Source organism: Paraburkholderia sp. Tr-20389 (genome assembly GCF_017104565.1).
Lineage (GTDB): Bacteria > Pseudomonadota > Gammaproteobacteria > Burkholderiales > Burkholderiaceae > Paraburkholderia.
Genome location: NZ_JAAGPD010000011.1, coordinates 129,941 through 147,633, shown reverse-complemented (window position 1 = coordinate 147,633; position 17,693 = coordinate 129,941). Strand labels below are relative to the sequence as shown.

The window sequence follows — 17,693 nt, the reverse complement described above, 5'->3', positions numbered from 1 at the left end:
AAAATACCTCAGACCGGCATAGCGCGTTGGCCGCCGAATAAGAGGAATCTGTCATGGGACTCAATGATGCGCCCCTGCTGTTCAACTTCGAGATTGAATCTTCAGAGAATTTGAAATATATCCCGATGGTCGTTCGATTCAATCTCGACCGTTTCGGGCTGCGGATTTCGCTCGAACAATGGCAGATGCTGCCGCACGAAGACCGCGCGCTGCTGGCGCGCTTTCCCGTCGAGGACGACACGGCGATCGAGCCGAACTTCGATCATGCCCTGTTCGAGATGATGCGCACGCACGCGAACGTCGAGCCCGAATGGTTTACGCCCGAGGATAACCCGGCATGGCGGGACACGGCAGTCGTGCCGGAGACCGTGCTGAACCAGGCGGAGCTTGCGGATCTCGCTGCCCCGAGCGCGGCGCAATGGGCGCAACTGGCGCCGTTTCAGCGTTACGTGCTCGCGAAACTGTCGCGCAAGGCGGCGAGCAACCACGATTTCGTGCCGGCGATGAAGGAATTCGGGCTCGCAGGCTGAATCGGGCGCAAGATTTTTTCGGTTTTACCCTCAATCTCTTCCGAACGCTGCCGTTATCCAAAGGTTGGCGCGTAAAGCGCTGCGCCCGGCAGCGCCTGTTTCGATCGCGTCGCGCGTGCGCCGCCCCGTAAACGGCTTTGTCGCGCGCCCCGCCTGCAGGATCGAACGACGTTCGGAACCTATGATCTCTTTTCTATCGAAGCGGCTGCTGATCAATCTGGCCGTCGTCGCGGCTGCCGTCGGCGCGAACGCGTTCGTCGCGTACACGCAGATTTGCGGACAGCGCGACGCCGATGCGCGCACGGCCCGTTCGACGGCCATCCGTCAGAACCTGGAAGCCTATCGCTCGACGCTCGAGGACGGTCTCGACGTGCTCGGGCGCTACGAGGCGTCGGCTGAGCCAGCCCCGGGGAATGCGGTGACGAATATGTCCGCGTCGCTCGCGCAGATCGACCGGGCGCTGCATCAGCAGCTTGCGGGCCAGCCGGGCGTCGGCGGCGCGCTCGACGAGCTCACGGTCAATGGCAACCGCCTGCAGCAGGACATCGCGGTCGCCCTCGCGAAAACCACGGCCCCCGAGCAGGACGCCTCGCGTGCCTGGGCCGCGCAGACCTATACGCGGCTCGGCATGGACATCGACCGCCTCGAAGCGCACATGGATCAGCTGCGCGCGCAGGAAGACCGCGCGCTGAAGGCGGCGCTCGACGCGTCGATGCGCGACTCGCGCTACGCGATGCTGTTTCTCGTCGTCACGATGCTCGCTGGCAGCGGGCTCCTCATCTACACGTTTGGCGCGCGGGAAAACGTCGCGCGGGAGAAGCTGCGCATCGCCAAGGCGCTGCACCGGAACGACGAGCGCTTTCGCGGGTTGTTCGAGCAGCATCCTGTGCCGATGTATATCTTCGATCGCGACACGTTGCGTTTTCTCGCCGTGAACACCGCGGCCGTCCAGCAATACGGCTACTCGGAGAACGAGTTTCTGGCGATGACGGTGCGCGCGATCCGCCCGCACTCCGAAGTCGCGCGGCTCGAAACGCACTTGCAGCGCAGCGACGTGACGCCCGGCGGGCCGCGCACGATGGCGGGCGTCTGGCATCACCGGCGCAAGGACGGCTCCCAGATCAGCGCCGACATCTCGTATCACGCGATGACCTTCATGGGCCGGCCCTCCCTGTTCGTGCTCGCCGACGACGTCACCGAGCAGATCAACGCGGAAGCCGAAGCGCAGCGTTCCAACCAGATGCTGGAAACGGTGATCGACAATATTCCGCAGCGCATTTTCTGGAAGGACAAGGAACTGCGCTATCTCGGCTGCAACATGGCGTTCGCGCGCGACGCGGGCCTTGCCTATCCGGAGCAGGTGATCGGCAAGCGCGACGAGGACATGCCGTGGCGCGCATTCGCCGATCCGCTGGGCCGCCAGGATACCGAGGTCATGGTGTCCGGCGTGCCGAAGATGAACTACGAAACCGACCTGGTGATCGACGGCGTGCATCGCACGACGGTCACGAGCAAGCTGCCGTTCACCGACAGCGACGGTCGCGTGATCGGCGTGCTCGGTTCGTACACCGACATCACCGAGCGCAAGCGCGCCGATCTCGCGCTGCGCCTGCAAAGCCGCGCGCTCGATGCGAGCGTCAACGCGATCCTGATCACGGGGCCTTCGAAGGACGGCAATCTGATCGAATACGTGAACCCGGCGTTCAAGCGCATCACGGGTTACGATCCGCAGGAAGTGATCGGCCAGGACTGCCGTCTGCTGCAGCGCGACGACCGCGATCAGGAAGGCATTGCGGCGATCCGTCAGGCGCTCGCGGCGAACCGCGAAGTGAGCGCGGTGCTGCGCAATTACCGCAAGGACGGTGCGCTGTTCTGGAATCAGCTGTATATCGCGCCCGTGCCTGATGCCGACGGACAGACCACGCACCACATCGCTGTCATCAACGACGTGACTGCGCTGATCCGCTATCAGGAACAGCTCGAATATCAGGCGAACTACGACAGCCTCACGCGTCTGCCGAACCGCAACCTGCTGCGCGACCGCTTGCAGCATGCGCTGATCGTTTCGCAGCGGCATCACAAGGGCGTCGCCGTCGTGTTCATCGATCTCGACGGCTTCAAGAACGTCAACGACAGCTTGGGTCATAGCGTGGGCGACCGGCTGCTGTCGGTGGTCGCGGATCGTCTCGCGCGTTGCGCGCGGGCCAGCGACACCGTTGCGCGTCATGGCGGCGACGAGTTCGTGATCGTGATGACGGATACCGTCGACGAGCAGTCGCTGATCGCGTGGATGGAGCGCGTGCGCGCGTCGATTTCGGAACCGGTGTGGCTCGACGGCACGGAGCTGTACGTCGGCTGCAGCATGGGCGCGAGCCTCTTCCCGCAGGACGGCGACGACGCCGAAACGCTGATGAAGAAGGCCGATCTCGCGATGTACCGCGCCAAGGACATGGGCCGCAACACGTTCCAGTTCTATCAGCCGGAGATGAACGTGTCGGCGGGCGCGCGGCTGAACCTGGAGCGGCGCTTGCGCCGCGCGCTGCGTGACAACGAATTCCTGTTGCACTACCAGCCTCAGGTGGATATCGAAACCGGCCAGGTGGTCGGCATGGAAGCGCTCGTGCGTTGGCACGATCCCGAAGTGGGCCTGATTCCGCCGTCGCAGTTCATCCCCGTGGCCGAGGAAAGCGGGCTGATCGGGCCGCTGTCGGAATGGGTGCTGCGCGAAGCGTGCCGACAGAACAAGGCGTGGCAGGACGAAGGTCTGCCGCCTGCGCGTGTGTCGGTGAACCTGTCAGCGAGACAGTTCCAGCAGCGCGATATCGCGAAGCTCGTGATGCAGGTGCTGGAGGAAACCGGCCTCGATCCGCAATACCTGGAACTCGAACTGACTGAGAGCACCATCATGCGCAACGCGGAAGAAGCCGTGTCGATGCTCAACGAGTTGCACGCGCTCGGCATCGGCCTCGCGATCGACGACTTCGGCACGGGCTATTCGAGCCTGAGCTACCTGAAGCGCTTTCCGGTGGACCGCTTGAAGATCGACAGATCGTTTGTGTCGGATATCGGCGAATCGTCAGATGACGAGACGATCACGTCCGCGATCATCGCGCTCGCCCACTCGCTGAATCTCCAGGTGATCGCGGAAGGCGTGGAGACGTCGACGCAACTCGACTTCCTGAAGGAGCGCGCGTGCGACGAGATGCAGGGCTATTTCTTCGCGAAGCCGCTGCCGCACCATGCGATTCCCGGCATGCTGCAGCGTGGCGCGGAAAGTGCGGCAATGGAGACGGCGGACGCCTGAGCGCCGGACTTACCCGTCAAGTTTGAAGGCCGCGCCTGCAACGGGCGCGGCACGCGACATCATTCCAGCGGCGGCAATGCGCGCGGTCGGCGGTCGGTATCCGTCGCGACATACGTGAGGGTCGCTTCCGTGACCTTCACCGTTTCTTCCGCGAGGCTCATGCGCTGCGCGTAGACCTCGACGGAGATCGTCACCGACGTGTTGCCCGTCTTCACGATATCGGCGTAAAAGCTCAGCAGATCGCCGACGAACACCGGCTGCTTGAACACGAACGAATTGACGGCGATGGTCGCGACGCGGCCGTTCGCGCGGCGGCTCGCGGGAATCGAGCCGGCAATGTCGACTTGCGCCATGATCCAGCCGCCGAACACATCGCCATGAACGTTCGCATCCGACGGTTGCGGGACGACGCGCAGCGCGCACGGTTTCTGCGGGAGTTGGAGAGTCTGGGTCATCGGGGCATCCATAGAATCAATTGAGCCAGCAGCGAGCGGTTGCACGACGACGGCATGACCGTGACTTCGAAGGGTCAGCGCGGCGAAAGCGGCGCCAGCCGGCTTCTGCGACAATATTGCTTGATCAGGAATTGTACGGGAAAGCGTACGCTCGAACTTATTGCGAGTTTCTGCGAGCGCGTCGCGTTCGGAGTGTTCCGATCATGTCTGATCGATCGCCCCGACGTTTTTGGCGAAAGCGCCCGTCACATTCCCTACGAGTCACGCGTCAAGCGTGCAGGCAATCCCACAATACAAATCATGCGTCGTTATTCCGCTTCGTCAGAACCGTCGCCGATCTCGAATCTGCCGCGCAACGACTGGCAAACCATCGTTTCGCTGCTGCCTTATCTCGCGACGTACAAGTGGCGCGTCGTGTTCGCGCTCAGCTGCCTGATCGGCGCGAAGGTCGCCAATCTCGGTGTGCCGATCGTGATGAAGCACATCGTCGACAATCTTGCGTCCGTGCAGCGTCTGACGGCGCTCGGGCGCGCGACGAACGCGCCCGGCATCGTGCTGCTCGGCGGCGTGGGGCTGCTGGTGATCGCGTATGCCGTCGTGCGTCTGTCGACGTCGCTCTTTACCGAGCTGCGCGAAATTCTCTTCTCGAAGGTCACGGAAAGCGCGGTGCGGCAGCTTGCGCTGAAGGTGTTCCGGCATCTGCATTCGTTGTCGCTGCGCTTTCATCTCGAGCGGCAGACGGGCGGCATGTCGCGCGATATCGAGCGCGGCACGCGCGGCATTACGCAACTGATCTCGTATTCGCTGTACAGCATCCTCCCGACGCTCGTCGAATTTGGACTCGTGCTCGGCTTCTTCATCGTCAAATACGAGGCGTACTACGCGATCGTCACGGCGATCGCGCTGGTGGCATACATCACGTACACGGTGAAGGTGACCGAGTGGCGCACGCATTTTCGTCGCACGATGAACGAGCTGGATTCGAAGGCGAATTCGCGCGCGATCGATTCGCTGTTGAACTACGAGACGGTCAAATACTTCAACAACGAAGAGTGGGAAGCGCAGCGCTACGACGAAAACCTGAAGCGTTATCGGGCTGCCGCGATCAAGTCGCAGAACTCGCTGTCGGCGCTGAATTTCGGGCAGCAGGCGATCATCGGCACGGGGCTCGTGTTCATCCTGTGGCGCGCGACGCAAGGCGTGATGGCGGGGCGGCTCACGCTCGGCGATCTGGTGTTGATCAACACGTTCATGCTGCAGCTGTATATCCCGCTGAATTTTCTCGGCGTCGTGTATCGCGAGTTGAAGCAGAGTCTCACCGACATGGACCGCATGTTCACGCTGCTCGGCGCCGCGCGCGAAGTGCCCGACGCGCCGGATGCAGCGCCGCTTGCCGTGCAGGGTGCACAGGTCAGTTTCGATCATGTGAACTTCGCTTACGAGCCATCGCGTCCGATCCTGCACGACGTGAGCTTCACGATTGCCGCGGGCACGACGACGGCCGTCGTCGGACATAGCGGCTCGGGTAAATCGACGCTCGCGCGGCTGCTGTTTCGCTTTTACGATCTGGACCGTGCGACGGGTGGCGCGATACGCATCGACGGGCAGGACATTCGCGATGTCACGCAGGATTCGCTGCGTGCGTCGATTGGCATCGTGCCGCAGGACACCGTGCTATTCAACGACACGATCTACTACAACATTGCGTATGGACGCCCTTCGGCGACGCGCGACGAGGTGATCGCGGCGGCGCGTGCGGCGCACATTTACGAGTTCATCGAGAGCTTGCCGAAGGGGTTTGAGACGCCTGTCGGCGAGCGCGGATTGAAGTTGTCGGGTGGCGAGAAGCAGCGCGTCGCGATTGCGCGGACGTTGTTGAAGAATCCACCTGTGCTGCTGTTCGACGAAGCGACGTCAGCGCTCGACTCTCGCTCTGAGCGGGCTATCCAGCATGAACTCGATCAGATCGCGCGGGATCGTACGACGTTGATTATTGCGCATCGGCTTTCTACCGTTGTGCATGCGGAGCAGATCATCGTCATGGATAGGGGGCGCATCGTCGAGCGCGGTGATTTTGCTGCTCTTGTGCAGGCGGGGGGGCTGTTTGCCCAGATGTGGGCTCTTCAGCAGGAGCGGGCTGCTGCTGCGCATGTGGAGGATGTTGGTGTTGAGGCTCGGGGCGAGGGTGTTGGCTAGGGCTGCTCGCTAGCGGGTTCTGCTGGCATCCGCGTTATGTTGTCTTGCTTCATGCGTTGCCCCTGTGCGGGGCGGCACTTACTTTCTTTGCCGCCGCAAAGAAAGTAAGCAAAGAAAGCGGGCTCACACCGCCAGTGCTAGTTGTTGCCTGCGGGCCCCCAACAGTTCTTACGCTCCGCGCGGCAACGCGCCTGCTTGCGCGCGTTGCCAGCGTGCTAACTCACGCATCACCCGCTTCACATTCCCGCGTCACGGACCGCGTTACCAGGAGTCGACGGCCGCCCAGGTGGCAAACTGTGTGTAGGCCGTCTCGACGTAGATGCACCACTCCGGACTGAAAAGCGGATCGGTGTCGTAGGATCGTCAACGCATATGGCGCGACAAGCTACACACAGTTTGCCACCTGGGCGGCGCAGACGAGTCGCTGCCGCTGGCTGCCTGCGGGTGATTGGAGTGGGTGATGAGCCTGCTCAAGGCGCTGGCAACGGGCGCAAAACAATGTGTTGCCGTGTGGAGTGCGGGACCCGTAGGGGGCCCGCAGGCAGGAACAAGGATTGGCGGTGTGAGCGGCTTTCTTTTGCCTACTTTTCTTTGCCGCTGCAAAGAAAAGTAGGTGCCGCCCCGCACAGGGGCAACGCGTGAAGTACGAAGGCAAAACGCGGATGCCAGCGCGAAGCGCAAGTGAGTGCCGCACCGCACAGGGGCAACGCGTGAAGTACGAAGGCAAAACGCGGATGCCAGCGCGAAGCACAAGTGAGTGCCGCCCCGAACAGGGGCAACGCGTGAAGTACGAAGGCAAAACGCGGATGCCAGCGCGAAGCACAAGTGAGTGCCGCCCCGAACAAGGGCAACGCGTGAAGTACGAAGGCAAAACGCGGATGCCAGCGCGAAGCGCAAGTGAGTGCCGCCCTGCACAGGGGCAACGCCAGCAAACCAGAAGCAAAACGCGGATGCCAGCGCGAAGCACAAACCGCAAAAACCAAAAACCGCCCCCGCCGCGCAGGCGCAAAAAAACCAAACTACTTCAAAACCTCATCGAGCGCATGAAGCTGCGCGGGCGTCCCAACGTTCTCCCACAGCCCATCATAGAGCTCACCGGTAGCGCGCCCCATAGCAATCGCCTCGCGATAATAAGGAGTGAGAGCCCGCCGCATACCAGGCGCCACATCCCGAAACATCCGCGTGTCATAAACACCGATACTCCCGAACGTATACCGCGGCGCGCCTTCGAGCGCCAATCCACCATCGGCGGTCAGCACGAAATCCCCATCAGGATGAAACGAAGGATTCGGCACCATCACCAGATGCATGCCTGGCTCATCCATCGCGGCAAGACCCGCGATCTTCCCCCGCAACGCGGAATAGTCGAAATCCGCATACACATCGCCGGCGACGGCCACGAACACCTCCGGCTTGCCGGCGTCTTCCAGCAACGGCAACGCCTGCGCAATGCCGCCCGCCGTTTCGAGCGCATCGTTCTCCGCGGAGTACCGCAACGACACGCCATACCGCGAGCCATCGCCGAGCGTGGCTTCGAACTGCTCGCCGAGCCACGCATGATTGATCACGATCGTCGTGAAACCCGCACGCGCCAGCCGCTCGATCTGCCATTCGATCAATGCCTTGCCGCCCACTTTCAACAACGGCTTCGGACACGTGTCCGTCAACGGGCGCATCCGGTCGCCGCGCCCTGCGGCGAAGATCATCGCTTTGTTCAAGTTTTCACCCGTCAGAACGTGTAGCCGACTTCGGCCGCGCGGCCTTCGAGGTCATCGAGCAGTCTGGCAAACGGCGCGAGCGGCCGGTAGCGTTCGCACACCTTGCGCGCATAGCCGATGAAACGCGGCAGGTCCGCCATGTAATGCGGCTTGCTGTCGCGATAGTTGATCCGGCAGAACAGACCCAGTACCTTGATGTGCCGCTGCAGGCCCATCCATTCGAGCTGTCGATAAAACTCGCCGAAGTCGGCATCGACGGGCAGTCCCGCTTTTTTCGCGTGCTCCCAGTAGTACGCGAAGCAATCGAGTTCGAACTCTTCGTCCCAGCCGATGAACGCATCGCGCAACAGCGACGCGACGTCGTACGTGATGGGGCCGTACACCGCGTCCTGAAAGTCGAGCACGCCGGGATTCGGGCTGGCAATCATCAGATTGCGCGGCATGAAATCGCGCAGCATGAAGACCTGCGGCTGCGCCATCGCGCTCGCAACCAGCAGCGCAAACGTGCGATCGAGCACGCCGCGCGTGTTCTCGTCGACCTCGCGGCCCAGATGCCGGCCGATGAACCATTCCGGCATCAGCTCCATCTCGCGGCGCAGGAAGGCTTCGTCGAAAGGCGGCAGCACGTCGTCGCGCGACGCGAGTTGCCAGCAGATCAGCGCATCGAGCGCGGCGCGCATCAGCTGTTTCGCTTCCGCGGGGCCGCTGTCGCGAAGCGTCGACAGGTACGACTGCGTGCCGAGATCGGTGACGAGCATGAAGCCGGCGTCCAGATCGACTTCGAGCACACGCGGCACATGCACGCCCGCGTCGGCCAGCAAACCGGCTACCTGGACGAACTCGCGGCACTTTTCGGGCGGCGGCGCATCGACCGCGATCACCGTCGCGCTGCCGGCATCAGGCGCGGCGACAAGCCCGGCGCCGCTGCCCGCGAGGCGGAAATAGCGGCGAAAGCTCGCGTCGGCGGAAGCGGGCCTGAGGGTGGCGAGGTCGAGACCGTAGCGCTCAGCGTGCGTGCGCAGCCAGTGGTTGAGAAGCTCGAGACGGGTATCCGTCGTCGAAGAAGCGGATGTAAGGGAAGAGGCAGAGGAATGCGTCATGAAAAGCAGGCGACAAAATCGGGGTGGGCAACGTCTTGCCATATAATACCCCACGACTTTTTTGACGCGACTCGCGTCAGTTCTCGCGCATCTCGCTGGATCGCCCGCCTTACCGCTGCATGAATCGTCAATAGTTGTGCATTCGATGCCCGATTGCACAGGCGGCAACTCGTGACTGATGAACCGGGCACATGAACTGACAGCAGGGCCGATACGCCAAACGATACATGCCGCCCAGACAGCTTTTCCCAATCACTCCCTCCTCTGACGGCCTGCCGCGCAGAAGGCGGCTCGCAGCGGCGCTGATCGCCGTGCCGGGTCTGCTGCCCGCGCTCTCGCACGCGCAGCTGGCGGGGGAGGCGGCGCAGGCGCAGCCGATAGACGCGCCGTGGGGCCTGCGGCTGGCCCCACAACTCGAAGAACATTCGACGCCCAACGGCCAGAGTCCCGCCACGTTCGTGCTGGGCGACTCGACCACGGGCACGGCCGATCAGGACCTCGCCGCGAAGGGTTCGGCAGAAGTCCGCCGCGGCACCTCCGCGCTTAAGGCCGACGCGCTTCATTACGATCAGGATACGGACATGGCCGATGCATACGGCAATGTCCATCTGTCCGGTAACGGCGCCCGCTTCACGGGCCCCGAAGCGCACATGAAGCTGGAGTCGAGCGAAGGCTTCATGACCACGCCGAAGTACCACTTCAATGTGACGGGCGGCTCGGGCAGCGCGGAGCGCGTCGATCTGCTCGACAACGAGCGCTCGGTGTTCACGCGCGGCACCTACACGGCGTGCGAGTGCGCGGAAGATCCCGCGTGGTACATCAAGGGCAGCGAGTTCGACTTCGATACGGGCGCCGACGACGGCGTCGCGCACAACGGCGTGCTGTTCTTTCAGGGTGTGCCCGTGTTCGCAAGCCCATGGCTGTCGTTCCCGCTGTCGGGCGTGCGGCGCAGCGGCCTGTTGCCGCCGACGGCATCGCTCAGTTCGACCAATGGTTTCGAGCTGTCGCTGCCGTACTACTTCAACATCGCGCCGAATCGCGATCTGACGTTCACGCCGCGTATCCTGTCGAAGCGCGGCGTGCAGTTGCAGTCGACCTTCCGGTATCTGTCGCCGACGTATAGCGGTTCGATCACAGGCGAGTTCCTGCCCGACGACAAGATCACGCACACGAACCGCTACGCGCTGTACATCCAGCACAACCAGAATTTCGGTTCGGGCTTCGGCGGGTACATCTACTACAACAAGGTCTCGGACAACACCTATCCGGAAGACCTGGCGTCGACGACCAACCAGTTCCTGAACGGCACGCAGCTGCTGTATCAGCAGGAAGCAGGTCTCACGTACAACAACGGGCCGTGGTCCGTGCTCGCGCGCGAGCAGCACTGGCAGACGCTGTCGCCGTCCACTGCGCCGTACGGCCGCGAGCCGCAGTTGAACGTGAAGTACACGAAGTACAACGTCAGCGGCTTCGACTTCGGCGCAGAAGCGGACTACACGCGTTTTCGCATCACGACGGCTGACGCGACGGAAGGCGATCGCGTCGTCTTCAATCCGTACCTGTCGTACTCCGTCGTCGGTCCGGGTTACTTCGTCACGCCGAAGGTGCAATGGCACTTCGCGTCGTACGATCTGAGCAACATCGGCACGGGCGCGCCGGCGAACCAGCCGAAGAACTTCACGGAATCGGTGCCGACGTTCACGTTCGACACCGGCCTGATCTTCGACCGTTCGGTACGGGTGTTCGGCGAGGACTATATCCAGACGCTGGAACCGCGTCTGTACTACGTCTACACGCCGTATCGCAATCAGAGCTTCGCGCCGCTGTTCGACACGGCGGAATCTGACTTCGGTCTCGCGGAAATCTTCACGCCGAACACGTTCGTCGGTAACGACCGGATCGCCGACGCGAACCGCCTGACGGCAGCACTGACCACGCGTTTCCTGAACCCGGCGACGGGTGACGAACGCGCGCGTTTCGTGATTGCGCAGCAGTACTATTTCCGCGATCAGCGCGTCACGCTGAATCAGACGCAGACCACGGAACAGGCGACGCATTCGGACCTGATTCTCGGCGCGTCGCTGAAGCTCGGGGCCGGTTTCGCGTCGGAAACTGCGTTCCAATATAATGCGGACAACAATCAGCTGGTCAAGACCAGTGTCGGCTTCGGATACAGCCCCGCGTCCGGCAAGGTCATCAACGTCGGCTATCGGTACACGCGCGCCAACACGACGCTCGACAATCAGCCGATCAACCAGCTGCTGATCTCGGGACAATGGCCGCTGATGCACCGTGTTTTCGGCGTCGGGCGGATCAATTACGACCTGAAAGGACATCGCGCCGTCGACGCGCTTCTCGGCGTGCAATACGACGCGGATTGCTGGACGCTCGGCGTCGGCTTCCAGCGTTACGCAAACGGGGTCAACTCGACGGGCAGTCAGACGGCCGGCACGCGGGTGCTCGCGCAGCTGACGTTCAAGGGGCTGTCGAGCGTCGACAACGGTCTGATGTCGGCGTTCCGCGCAAGCGTGGCGGGCTATCAGCCGCTGCCGCCGCCGCCGCCGCCGGAATCGCAGTTCAACAACTACGAATGATCGGGGTCGCGGGGGAGCAGATTGACACCGCGTCGTTCGCAGAACGGAAACGCAACTTGTTGCATGGGATCCGGGTGCGCGCCAAAGCGCATCTGGATCGAAAAGACGGGCCGAGCGTGCCCGACATCTTTGGAGTATCTGTGGCAATCATGAAAAAGCTTCGCCTGGCAACGTTCGCGACCGGCTTCGCTGCGGCCGCTTCCATTCTGCTGGCCGGACCCGCGCATGCGCAGGCACTGAACGGCAGCGGCAGCGCCCAAACGGTCGATACGATCGCGGCTGTCGTCAATAACGGGGTGATCACGCAGCGCGAGCTGGACATGCGCGTCGGCCTGATCACGAAGCGGCTGAACCAGCAGCACGCGCCCATTCCGCCCGCCGACCAGCTGCGCCAGCAGGTGCTCAACCAGATGGTGCTGGAGCGCATCCAGCTGCAGAAGGCACGCGAAGACGGCATCACGGTCGACGACGCGACGGTGCAACGCACGCTCGAACGTCTCGCCCAGGCCAACAACATGCAGCTCGAGATGTACCGCGCACGCATCGAGGCACAAGGCGTGCCCTGGTCGACCTTCATGGGCGACGCGAAGACGGAGCTGATCCTGTCGCGTCTGCGTGAAAAGGAAGTGGACAGCAAGGTCACCGTGTCGGACGCGGAAGTGGCGAACTACATCGCCAGCCAGCGTGGGCCGACGGCAGGTCTCTCGAACGATCTGCACCTGGAGCACATTTTCCTGAAGGCGCCGCTCAATGCATCGCAAACGGATATCGAAGCAGCCCAGGCCAAGGCGAACTCGCTGCTTCAGGAAGCCTTGAAGGGCGATAACTTCGGCAAGCTCGCGAAGTCGAATTCGCAGGCTCCCGATGCGTCGAAGGGCGGCGATCTGGGCTTTCAGGCGCCGTCCAAACTGCCGGCTGAATTCGTGACGGCGGCTTCGACGCTGCGTCCGGGCCAGGTCAATCCGTCCGTGATCCGCACCAACGACGGCTTCGAGATCGTGCGTCTGGTCGAGCGCCGCTCGGGCCAGGGCTCGGCATCCGCAGACTCGACGAAGCTCGTGCAGACGCACGTTCGCCACATCCTGCTGCGTGTCGGCGACGGCATGTCGGAACCGCAGGCACGCCAGAAGCTGCTGGAAATCCGCCAGGAAATCGAAGCGGGCCAGGGTGACTTCGACAAGTTCGCGCGCACGTATTCGCAGGACGGCTCGGCGTCGCAAGGCGGCGATCTCGGCTGGATCAGCCCGGGCGAAACGGTGCCCGAGTTCGAGCGTGCGATGAATTCGCTGCAGGACAACCAGGTCAGCCAGCCCGTGCGAAGCGAGTACGGCTACCACCTGATCCAGGTGCTCGGCCGCCGCGAAGCGGAAGGTTCGGTCTCGCAGCAGATGGATCTGGCGCGTCAGGCGATCGGTCAGCGCAAGGCGGAACAGGCCTATGCCGACTGGCTGCGTGAACTGCGCGACACCGCATATGTCGATTACAAGACGAGCCCAATGACGGGCACGTCCGCGGACAGCTCCGCGCAATAACTCTGGAATCGTCATGACCGCTGCCCAGCCCTCGAACGACCCGCTGAACATCGCGATCACCACGGGCGAGCCGGCTGGCGTCGGTCCTGAACTGACGGCACAGGCGCTCGCCGCGGCGGGCGCGCATTGGCCCGATGCGCATTTCACTGTGCTCGGCGACAGCGGTCTGCTAGTGGAGCGCGCGAATGCCGTCGGGATCGACTGGGCGGCGCAGCAGGGCCATCGCATCACGACGCAGCATCATGCGCTTGCCGTGCCCGCGCAGGCCGGCAAGCTGGATGCACAGAACGGCCCGTATGTGCTCGGACTGCTCGATGCGGCGATCGACGGCGCGCTTGCAGGCACGTTCGACGCCATCGTCACCGCGCCGCTGCAGAAGAGCACGATCAACGATGCCGGCGTGCCGTTCACCGGCCACACCGAATATCTGGCAGAGCGCACCCGCACGCCGCACGTCGTGATGATGCTGGCGGGCACGGGCGCAAGGCCGCTGCGCGTCGCGCTGGCGACCACGCATCTGCCGCTGAAGGACGTATCGGCGGCATTGACGGTCGACGGCATCGTCGACACGCTGCGCATCATCGACCACGATCTGCGTCACCATTTCGGCTTGCCCGCGCCGCGCATTCTCGTCACGGGCCTGAACCCGCATGCGGGAGAAAACGGCTATCTCGGGCGCGAGGAAATCGATGTGATCTCGCCCGCGCTGAAGCTGGCGAATGGGCACGGCATCGACGCGCGTGGTCCGTATCCGGCGGATACGCTGTTCCAGCCGCGTTATCTGAACGAAGCCGATTGCGTGCTCGCGATGTTTCACGATCAGGGCCTGCCCGTGCTCAAATATGCGACGTTCGGCGAAGGCATCAACGTGACGCTGGGTCTGCCGATCATCCGTACGTCTGTCGATCACGGCACGGCACTCGATCTCGCCGGCACGGGCCGCGCGGATGCGGGCAGCCTGATCGCCGCGATCGACACCGCTGTTTTCATGGCGCGCAACCGGCGCGCCGCATGATTTTTTTGTAGCTTCTTTCGATGTCCAACAGTTCAAGCAGACAGCACCAGGGCCACTTCGCGCGCAAGCGCTTCGGACAGAATTTTCTGGTCGACCTGGGCATCATCGATTCGATTGTCGACGTGATCCGTCCGCAACGCGGCGAGCGCATGGTCGAAATCGGTCCGGGGCTGGGCGCGCTCACGGAACCGCTGATCGAGCGTCTCGCGACGCCCGAAGCGCCGCTGCACGCCGTCGAGCTGGACCGCGACCTGATCGGGCGTCTGAAGAAGAAATTCGGTGACCTGCTCGAATTGCATGAAGGCGATGCACTTGCGTTCGACTTCGCTTCGCTCGCGGGCGAGGGCGACAAGCCGACGCTGCGTATCGTCGGCAATCTGCCCTACAACATTTCGAGCCCGCTGCTGTTCCATCTCGCCACCTTCGCGGAACGCGTGATCGATCAGCACTTCATGCTGCAGAACGAAGTGGTGGAGCGCATGGTCGCGGAACCGGGCAGCAAGGCGTTCAGCCGGCTATCGGTGATGCTGCAGTATCGCTATGTGATCGACAAGCTGCTCGACGTGCCGCCCGAGTCGTTCCAGCCGCCGCCGAAGGTCGACTCGGCCATCGTTCGCATGATTCCGTACGCACCGCACGAACTGCCTGCCGTCGATACAATCAAGCTCGGCGAAGTCGTGACGGCGGCGTTCTCGCAGCGTCGCAAGATGTTGCGCAATACGTTGTCCGCGTATCGCGACTCCATTGATTTCGAAGCGCTCGGCTTCGATCTGCAACGCCGCGCCGAAGACGTGCCCGTAGCAGAGTATGTGGCCGTTGCGCAGGCCGTATCGGCGGCATCGGGCAGTTAGTGCATCGCTAGTGCATCAATCGGCAGGCAACGTGAAATCGTTGTCTCCGCACAGATCACTGTAGACAGCCCGCAACACGCGGGCTTTCTTTTATCTTCCTGACTCTTCATACAGATTACTCTTACGCTTGCTTGCGTTTGCCCATTTGCGCGCCAGCGACGCCGCACCGCTTTAAGACATTCCCACGCAGTTCATATGCATGCAGGATGAATCAGGAGACGGTATGACGAAGGTGAGCAAGAGGCTAAGGTTCTGCGCGTGGGCCGCGATGTCGCCCGCATTGACGTGTGGAACGGCGTATGCGCAATCGAGCGTCACCTTGTACGGCATCGTCGACGAAAGCATCCGCTACATGACGCATGTGAACAAGAACGGCGATTCGAGTGTGGGCCTCGGCAACGGCGGCATGTCGGAGAGCCGCTGGGGCTTGCGCGGTGTCGAGGAACTGGGCGGCGGCTGGTCTACTTTCTTCAAGCTCGAAAACCGTTTCTACATCAACAGCGGACAAAGCGATCCGACGCTGCCCTTTTTCAACGAGGCGCAGATCGGCGTGCAATCGTCGTCGTACGGCAAGCTGATCTTCGGTCGGATGCCGAACGTGCTGATCGAGGGCATTACGATCGGCGGTTACGGCAGCAACCCTTGGATTCCGTACAGCTTCAGCTTCCAGCCGGAAGTGACGATGTCGGGCGGCATCTGGACGAGCAATCAGGTGCAGTATCAGGCGCGCACGCATGACGTGATGTTGTCTGTCGCGTATGCGTTCGGCGGCGTGGCGGGACACACGTCGTATGGCTCGCAGTTCGGCGCTGCGGCGGCGTATGCGCCGAACGGCGGACCGGTGAACCTGGGCGGCGCCTATGAAGAGACACGCGATTCCGTCAACGGCAGCACAGCGAAGGCATGGACGTTCGGTGCATCGTACACGTGGAACCAGACGCGTTTTGCGCTCGGCTACATCGTCAATCAGAACGATGCGGGCTTTTCCAACTTCGCGAACGGGCCGTTCACGGCGCCCGTGCTTGCCGCGCTCAAGTACACCGATTTTTCACGGCGACGCATGATACTGGGCGGCATCACGCAGCAGGTGGGTGCCGCGTGGCATTTCGCAGCGAATGTATGGCGGACTTTGCAGGATGGCAAGACGCCCGCGCAGGACGGTTCCGCATGGCAGTATCAACTCGTGGCCGACTACAACCTCTCGAAGCGCACGGATGTCTATCTGGAAGGCGATTACGCGTTGTATCGCGACGGCCTGATCGGTGCGCAGTTGCAGGGAGTCAACGGTGTCGGGCTGGCGCAGAAGGGAACGCAGATTGGCTTGATGGCGGGGCTGCGTCATCTATTCTGAAGGTGTCGCTCTGCGGACGCGCGGCTTTTTCTGTACATTGGCGTCCTCGATATCATCAAGCAACAAGGGAGTACACGATGCGCCTTCTCCATACCATGCTCCGTGTGGGCAATCTCGATCGTTCGATCAAGTTTTACACCGAGCTGCTCGGCATGAAAGTGCTGCGCCGCCATGACTATCCGGAAGGCAAGTTCACGCTCGCGTTCGTCGGCTATGAGGACGAAAAGGATGGCACGGTGATCGAGCTGACGCACAACTGGGACACCGAGTCATACGACATGGGCAACGCGTTTGGCCACCTCGCGGTGGAGGTGGATGATGCGTATGCCGCTTGTGAAAAGATCAAGCAGCAGGGCGGTAATGTTGTGCGGGAAGCTGGGCCTATGAAGCACGGTACGACGGTTATCGCGTTTGTTACTGACCCTGACGGGTATAAGATCGAGTTTATTCAGAAGAAGTCTTAATGGGCTTTTGCTGTCTGCGACGTTGATGGTTTCTTTGCTTTTCTGCTGGCATCCGCGTTGTGTTGCTGGTTTGCTGGCGTTGCCCCTGTGCGGGGCGGCACTTACTTTCTTTGCCGCCGCAAAGAAAGTAAGCAAAGAAAGCGGGCTCACACCGCCAGCCCTTGTTCTTGCCTGCGGGCCCCCAACGGGTCCCGCACTCCACACGGCATCACGCTGATTTGCGCCCGTTGCCAGCGCCTTGAACTGGCGCATCACCCACTCCAATCACCCGCAAGCAGCCAGCGGCAGCGACTCGTCTGCGCCGCCCAGGTGGCAAACTGTGTGTAGGTTGTCGCACCATATGCGTTCGCGCTTCTACGACACCGATCCCGCTTTTCAGTCCGGAGTGGTGCACTTCGATCGCGACGGCCTACACACAGTTTGCCACCTGGGCGGCCGCGAACGTCTGGTAACGCGGCCCGTGACGCGAGAGTGTGAAGCGGGTGATGCTTGAGTTAGCACGCTGGCAACGAGCGCAAATCAGCGCGTTGCCGCGTGGAGCGTAAGAACTGTTGGGAGCCCGCAGGCAAGAACTAGCATTCGC

At 62.4% G+C, this 17,693-nt stretch carries 12 protein-coding genes; 9 read left to right on the top strand and 3 right to left on the bottom strand.

Features of this window, described 5'->3' with window-relative positions:
* The first annotated feature begins 53 nt into the window (after positions 1-53).
* Together G3N95_RS14495 and G3N95_RS14490 are read left to right on the top strand one after the other, a co-directional pair.
* Positions 54-530, top strand: a complete 477-nt coding sequence (locus G3N95_RS14495) for a nitrate reductase associated protein (RefSeq protein WP_205970759.1) — start codon at positions 54-56, stop codon at positions 528-530.
* 181 nt (positions 531-711) lie between these two features.
* Complete coding sequence (locus G3N95_RS14490; RefSeq protein ID WP_205970758.1) at positions 712-3,834, top strand: EAL domain-containing protein; 3,123 nt, start codon at positions 712-714, stop codon at positions 3,832-3,834.
* A 59-nt stretch (positions 3,835-3,893) separates the two neighbouring features.
* On the opposite strand, the gene G3N95_RS14485 is transcribed toward G3N95_RS14490, so the two are convergent.
* Positions 3,894-4,289 (bottom strand): acyl-CoA thioesterase, encoded by a 396-nt coding sequence (locus G3N95_RS14485; protein WP_205970757.1) that lies wholly within the window; start codon positions 4,287-4,289, stop codon positions 3,894-3,896.
* Positions 4,290-4,589: 300 nt separating this feature from the next.
* On the opposite strand from G3N95_RS14485, the gene G3N95_RS14480 reads away from it, so the two are divergent.
* A complete protein-coding gene (locus G3N95_RS14480) occupies positions 4,590-6,485 on the top strand; it encodes an ABC transporter ATP-binding protein/permease (protein WP_205970756.1) in 1,896 nt (631 codons plus the stop codon).
* 1,019 nt (positions 6,486-7,504) lie between these two features.
* On the opposite strand, the gene murU is transcribed toward G3N95_RS14480, so the two are convergent.
* A complete protein-coding gene (gene murU / locus G3N95_RS14475; protein WP_205970812.1) occupies positions 7,505-8,191 on the bottom strand; it encodes an N-acetylmuramate alpha-1-phosphate uridylyltransferase MurU in 687 nt (228 codons plus the stop codon).
* A gap of 23 nt (positions 8,192-8,214) precedes the next feature.
* The gene (locus G3N95_RS14470; RefSeq protein WP_205970755.1) at positions 8,215-9,303 is read right to left on the bottom strand and encodes a phosphotransferase; all 1,089 of its coding nucleotides are present in this window, start codon (positions 9,301-9,303) and stop codon (positions 8,215-8,217) included.
* 227 nt (positions 9,304-9,530) lie between these two features.
* Between G3N95_RS14470 and G3N95_RS14465 the strand changes: the two genes are divergently transcribed.
* From G3N95_RS14465 to gloA, 6 genes are all read left to right on the top strand, one after another.
* Positions 9,531-11,897: an LPS-assembly protein LptD gene (locus G3N95_RS14465; protein WP_205970754.1), complete on the top strand. Its 2,367-nt coding sequence runs from the start codon at positions 9,531-9,533 to the stop codon at positions 11,895-11,897.
* Between the two features lie 140 nt (positions 11,898-12,037).
* Positions 12,038-13,429, top strand: coding sequence for a peptidylprolyl isomerase (locus G3N95_RS14460; RefSeq protein WP_205970753.1), 1,392 nt, complete (start codon positions 12,038-12,040; stop codon positions 13,427-13,429).
* Between the two features lie 13 nt (positions 13,430-13,442).
* Positions 13,443-14,444, top strand: a complete 1,002-nt coding sequence (pdxA, locus tag G3N95_RS14455; RefSeq protein ID WP_205970751.1) for a 4-hydroxythreonine-4-phosphate dehydrogenase PdxA — start codon at positions 13,443-13,445, stop codon at positions 14,442-14,444.
* A gap of 20 nt (positions 14,445-14,464) precedes the next feature.
* Positions 14,465-15,295: a 16S rRNA (adenine(1518)-N(6)/adenine(1519)-N(6))-dimethyltransferase RsmA gene (rsmA, locus tag G3N95_RS14450; RefSeq protein ID WP_205970749.1), complete on the top strand. Its 831-nt coding sequence runs from the start codon at positions 14,465-14,467 to the stop codon at positions 15,293-15,295.
* A 223-nt stretch (positions 15,296-15,518) separates the two neighbouring features.
* Positions 15,519-16,646 carry a porin gene (locus G3N95_RS14445; RefSeq protein ID WP_205970747.1) on the top strand — a complete coding sequence of 376 codons (1,128 nt, stop codon included), beginning with the start codon at positions 15,519-15,521 and terminating at the stop codon, positions 16,644-16,646.
* Positions 16,647-16,723: 77 nt separating this feature from the next.
* Complete coding sequence (gloA, locus tag G3N95_RS14440) at positions 16,724-17,110, top strand: lactoylglutathione lyase (protein ID WP_205970745.1); 387 nt, start codon at positions 16,724-16,726, stop codon at positions 17,108-17,110.
* Positions 17,111-17,693: the final 583 nt, after the last annotated feature.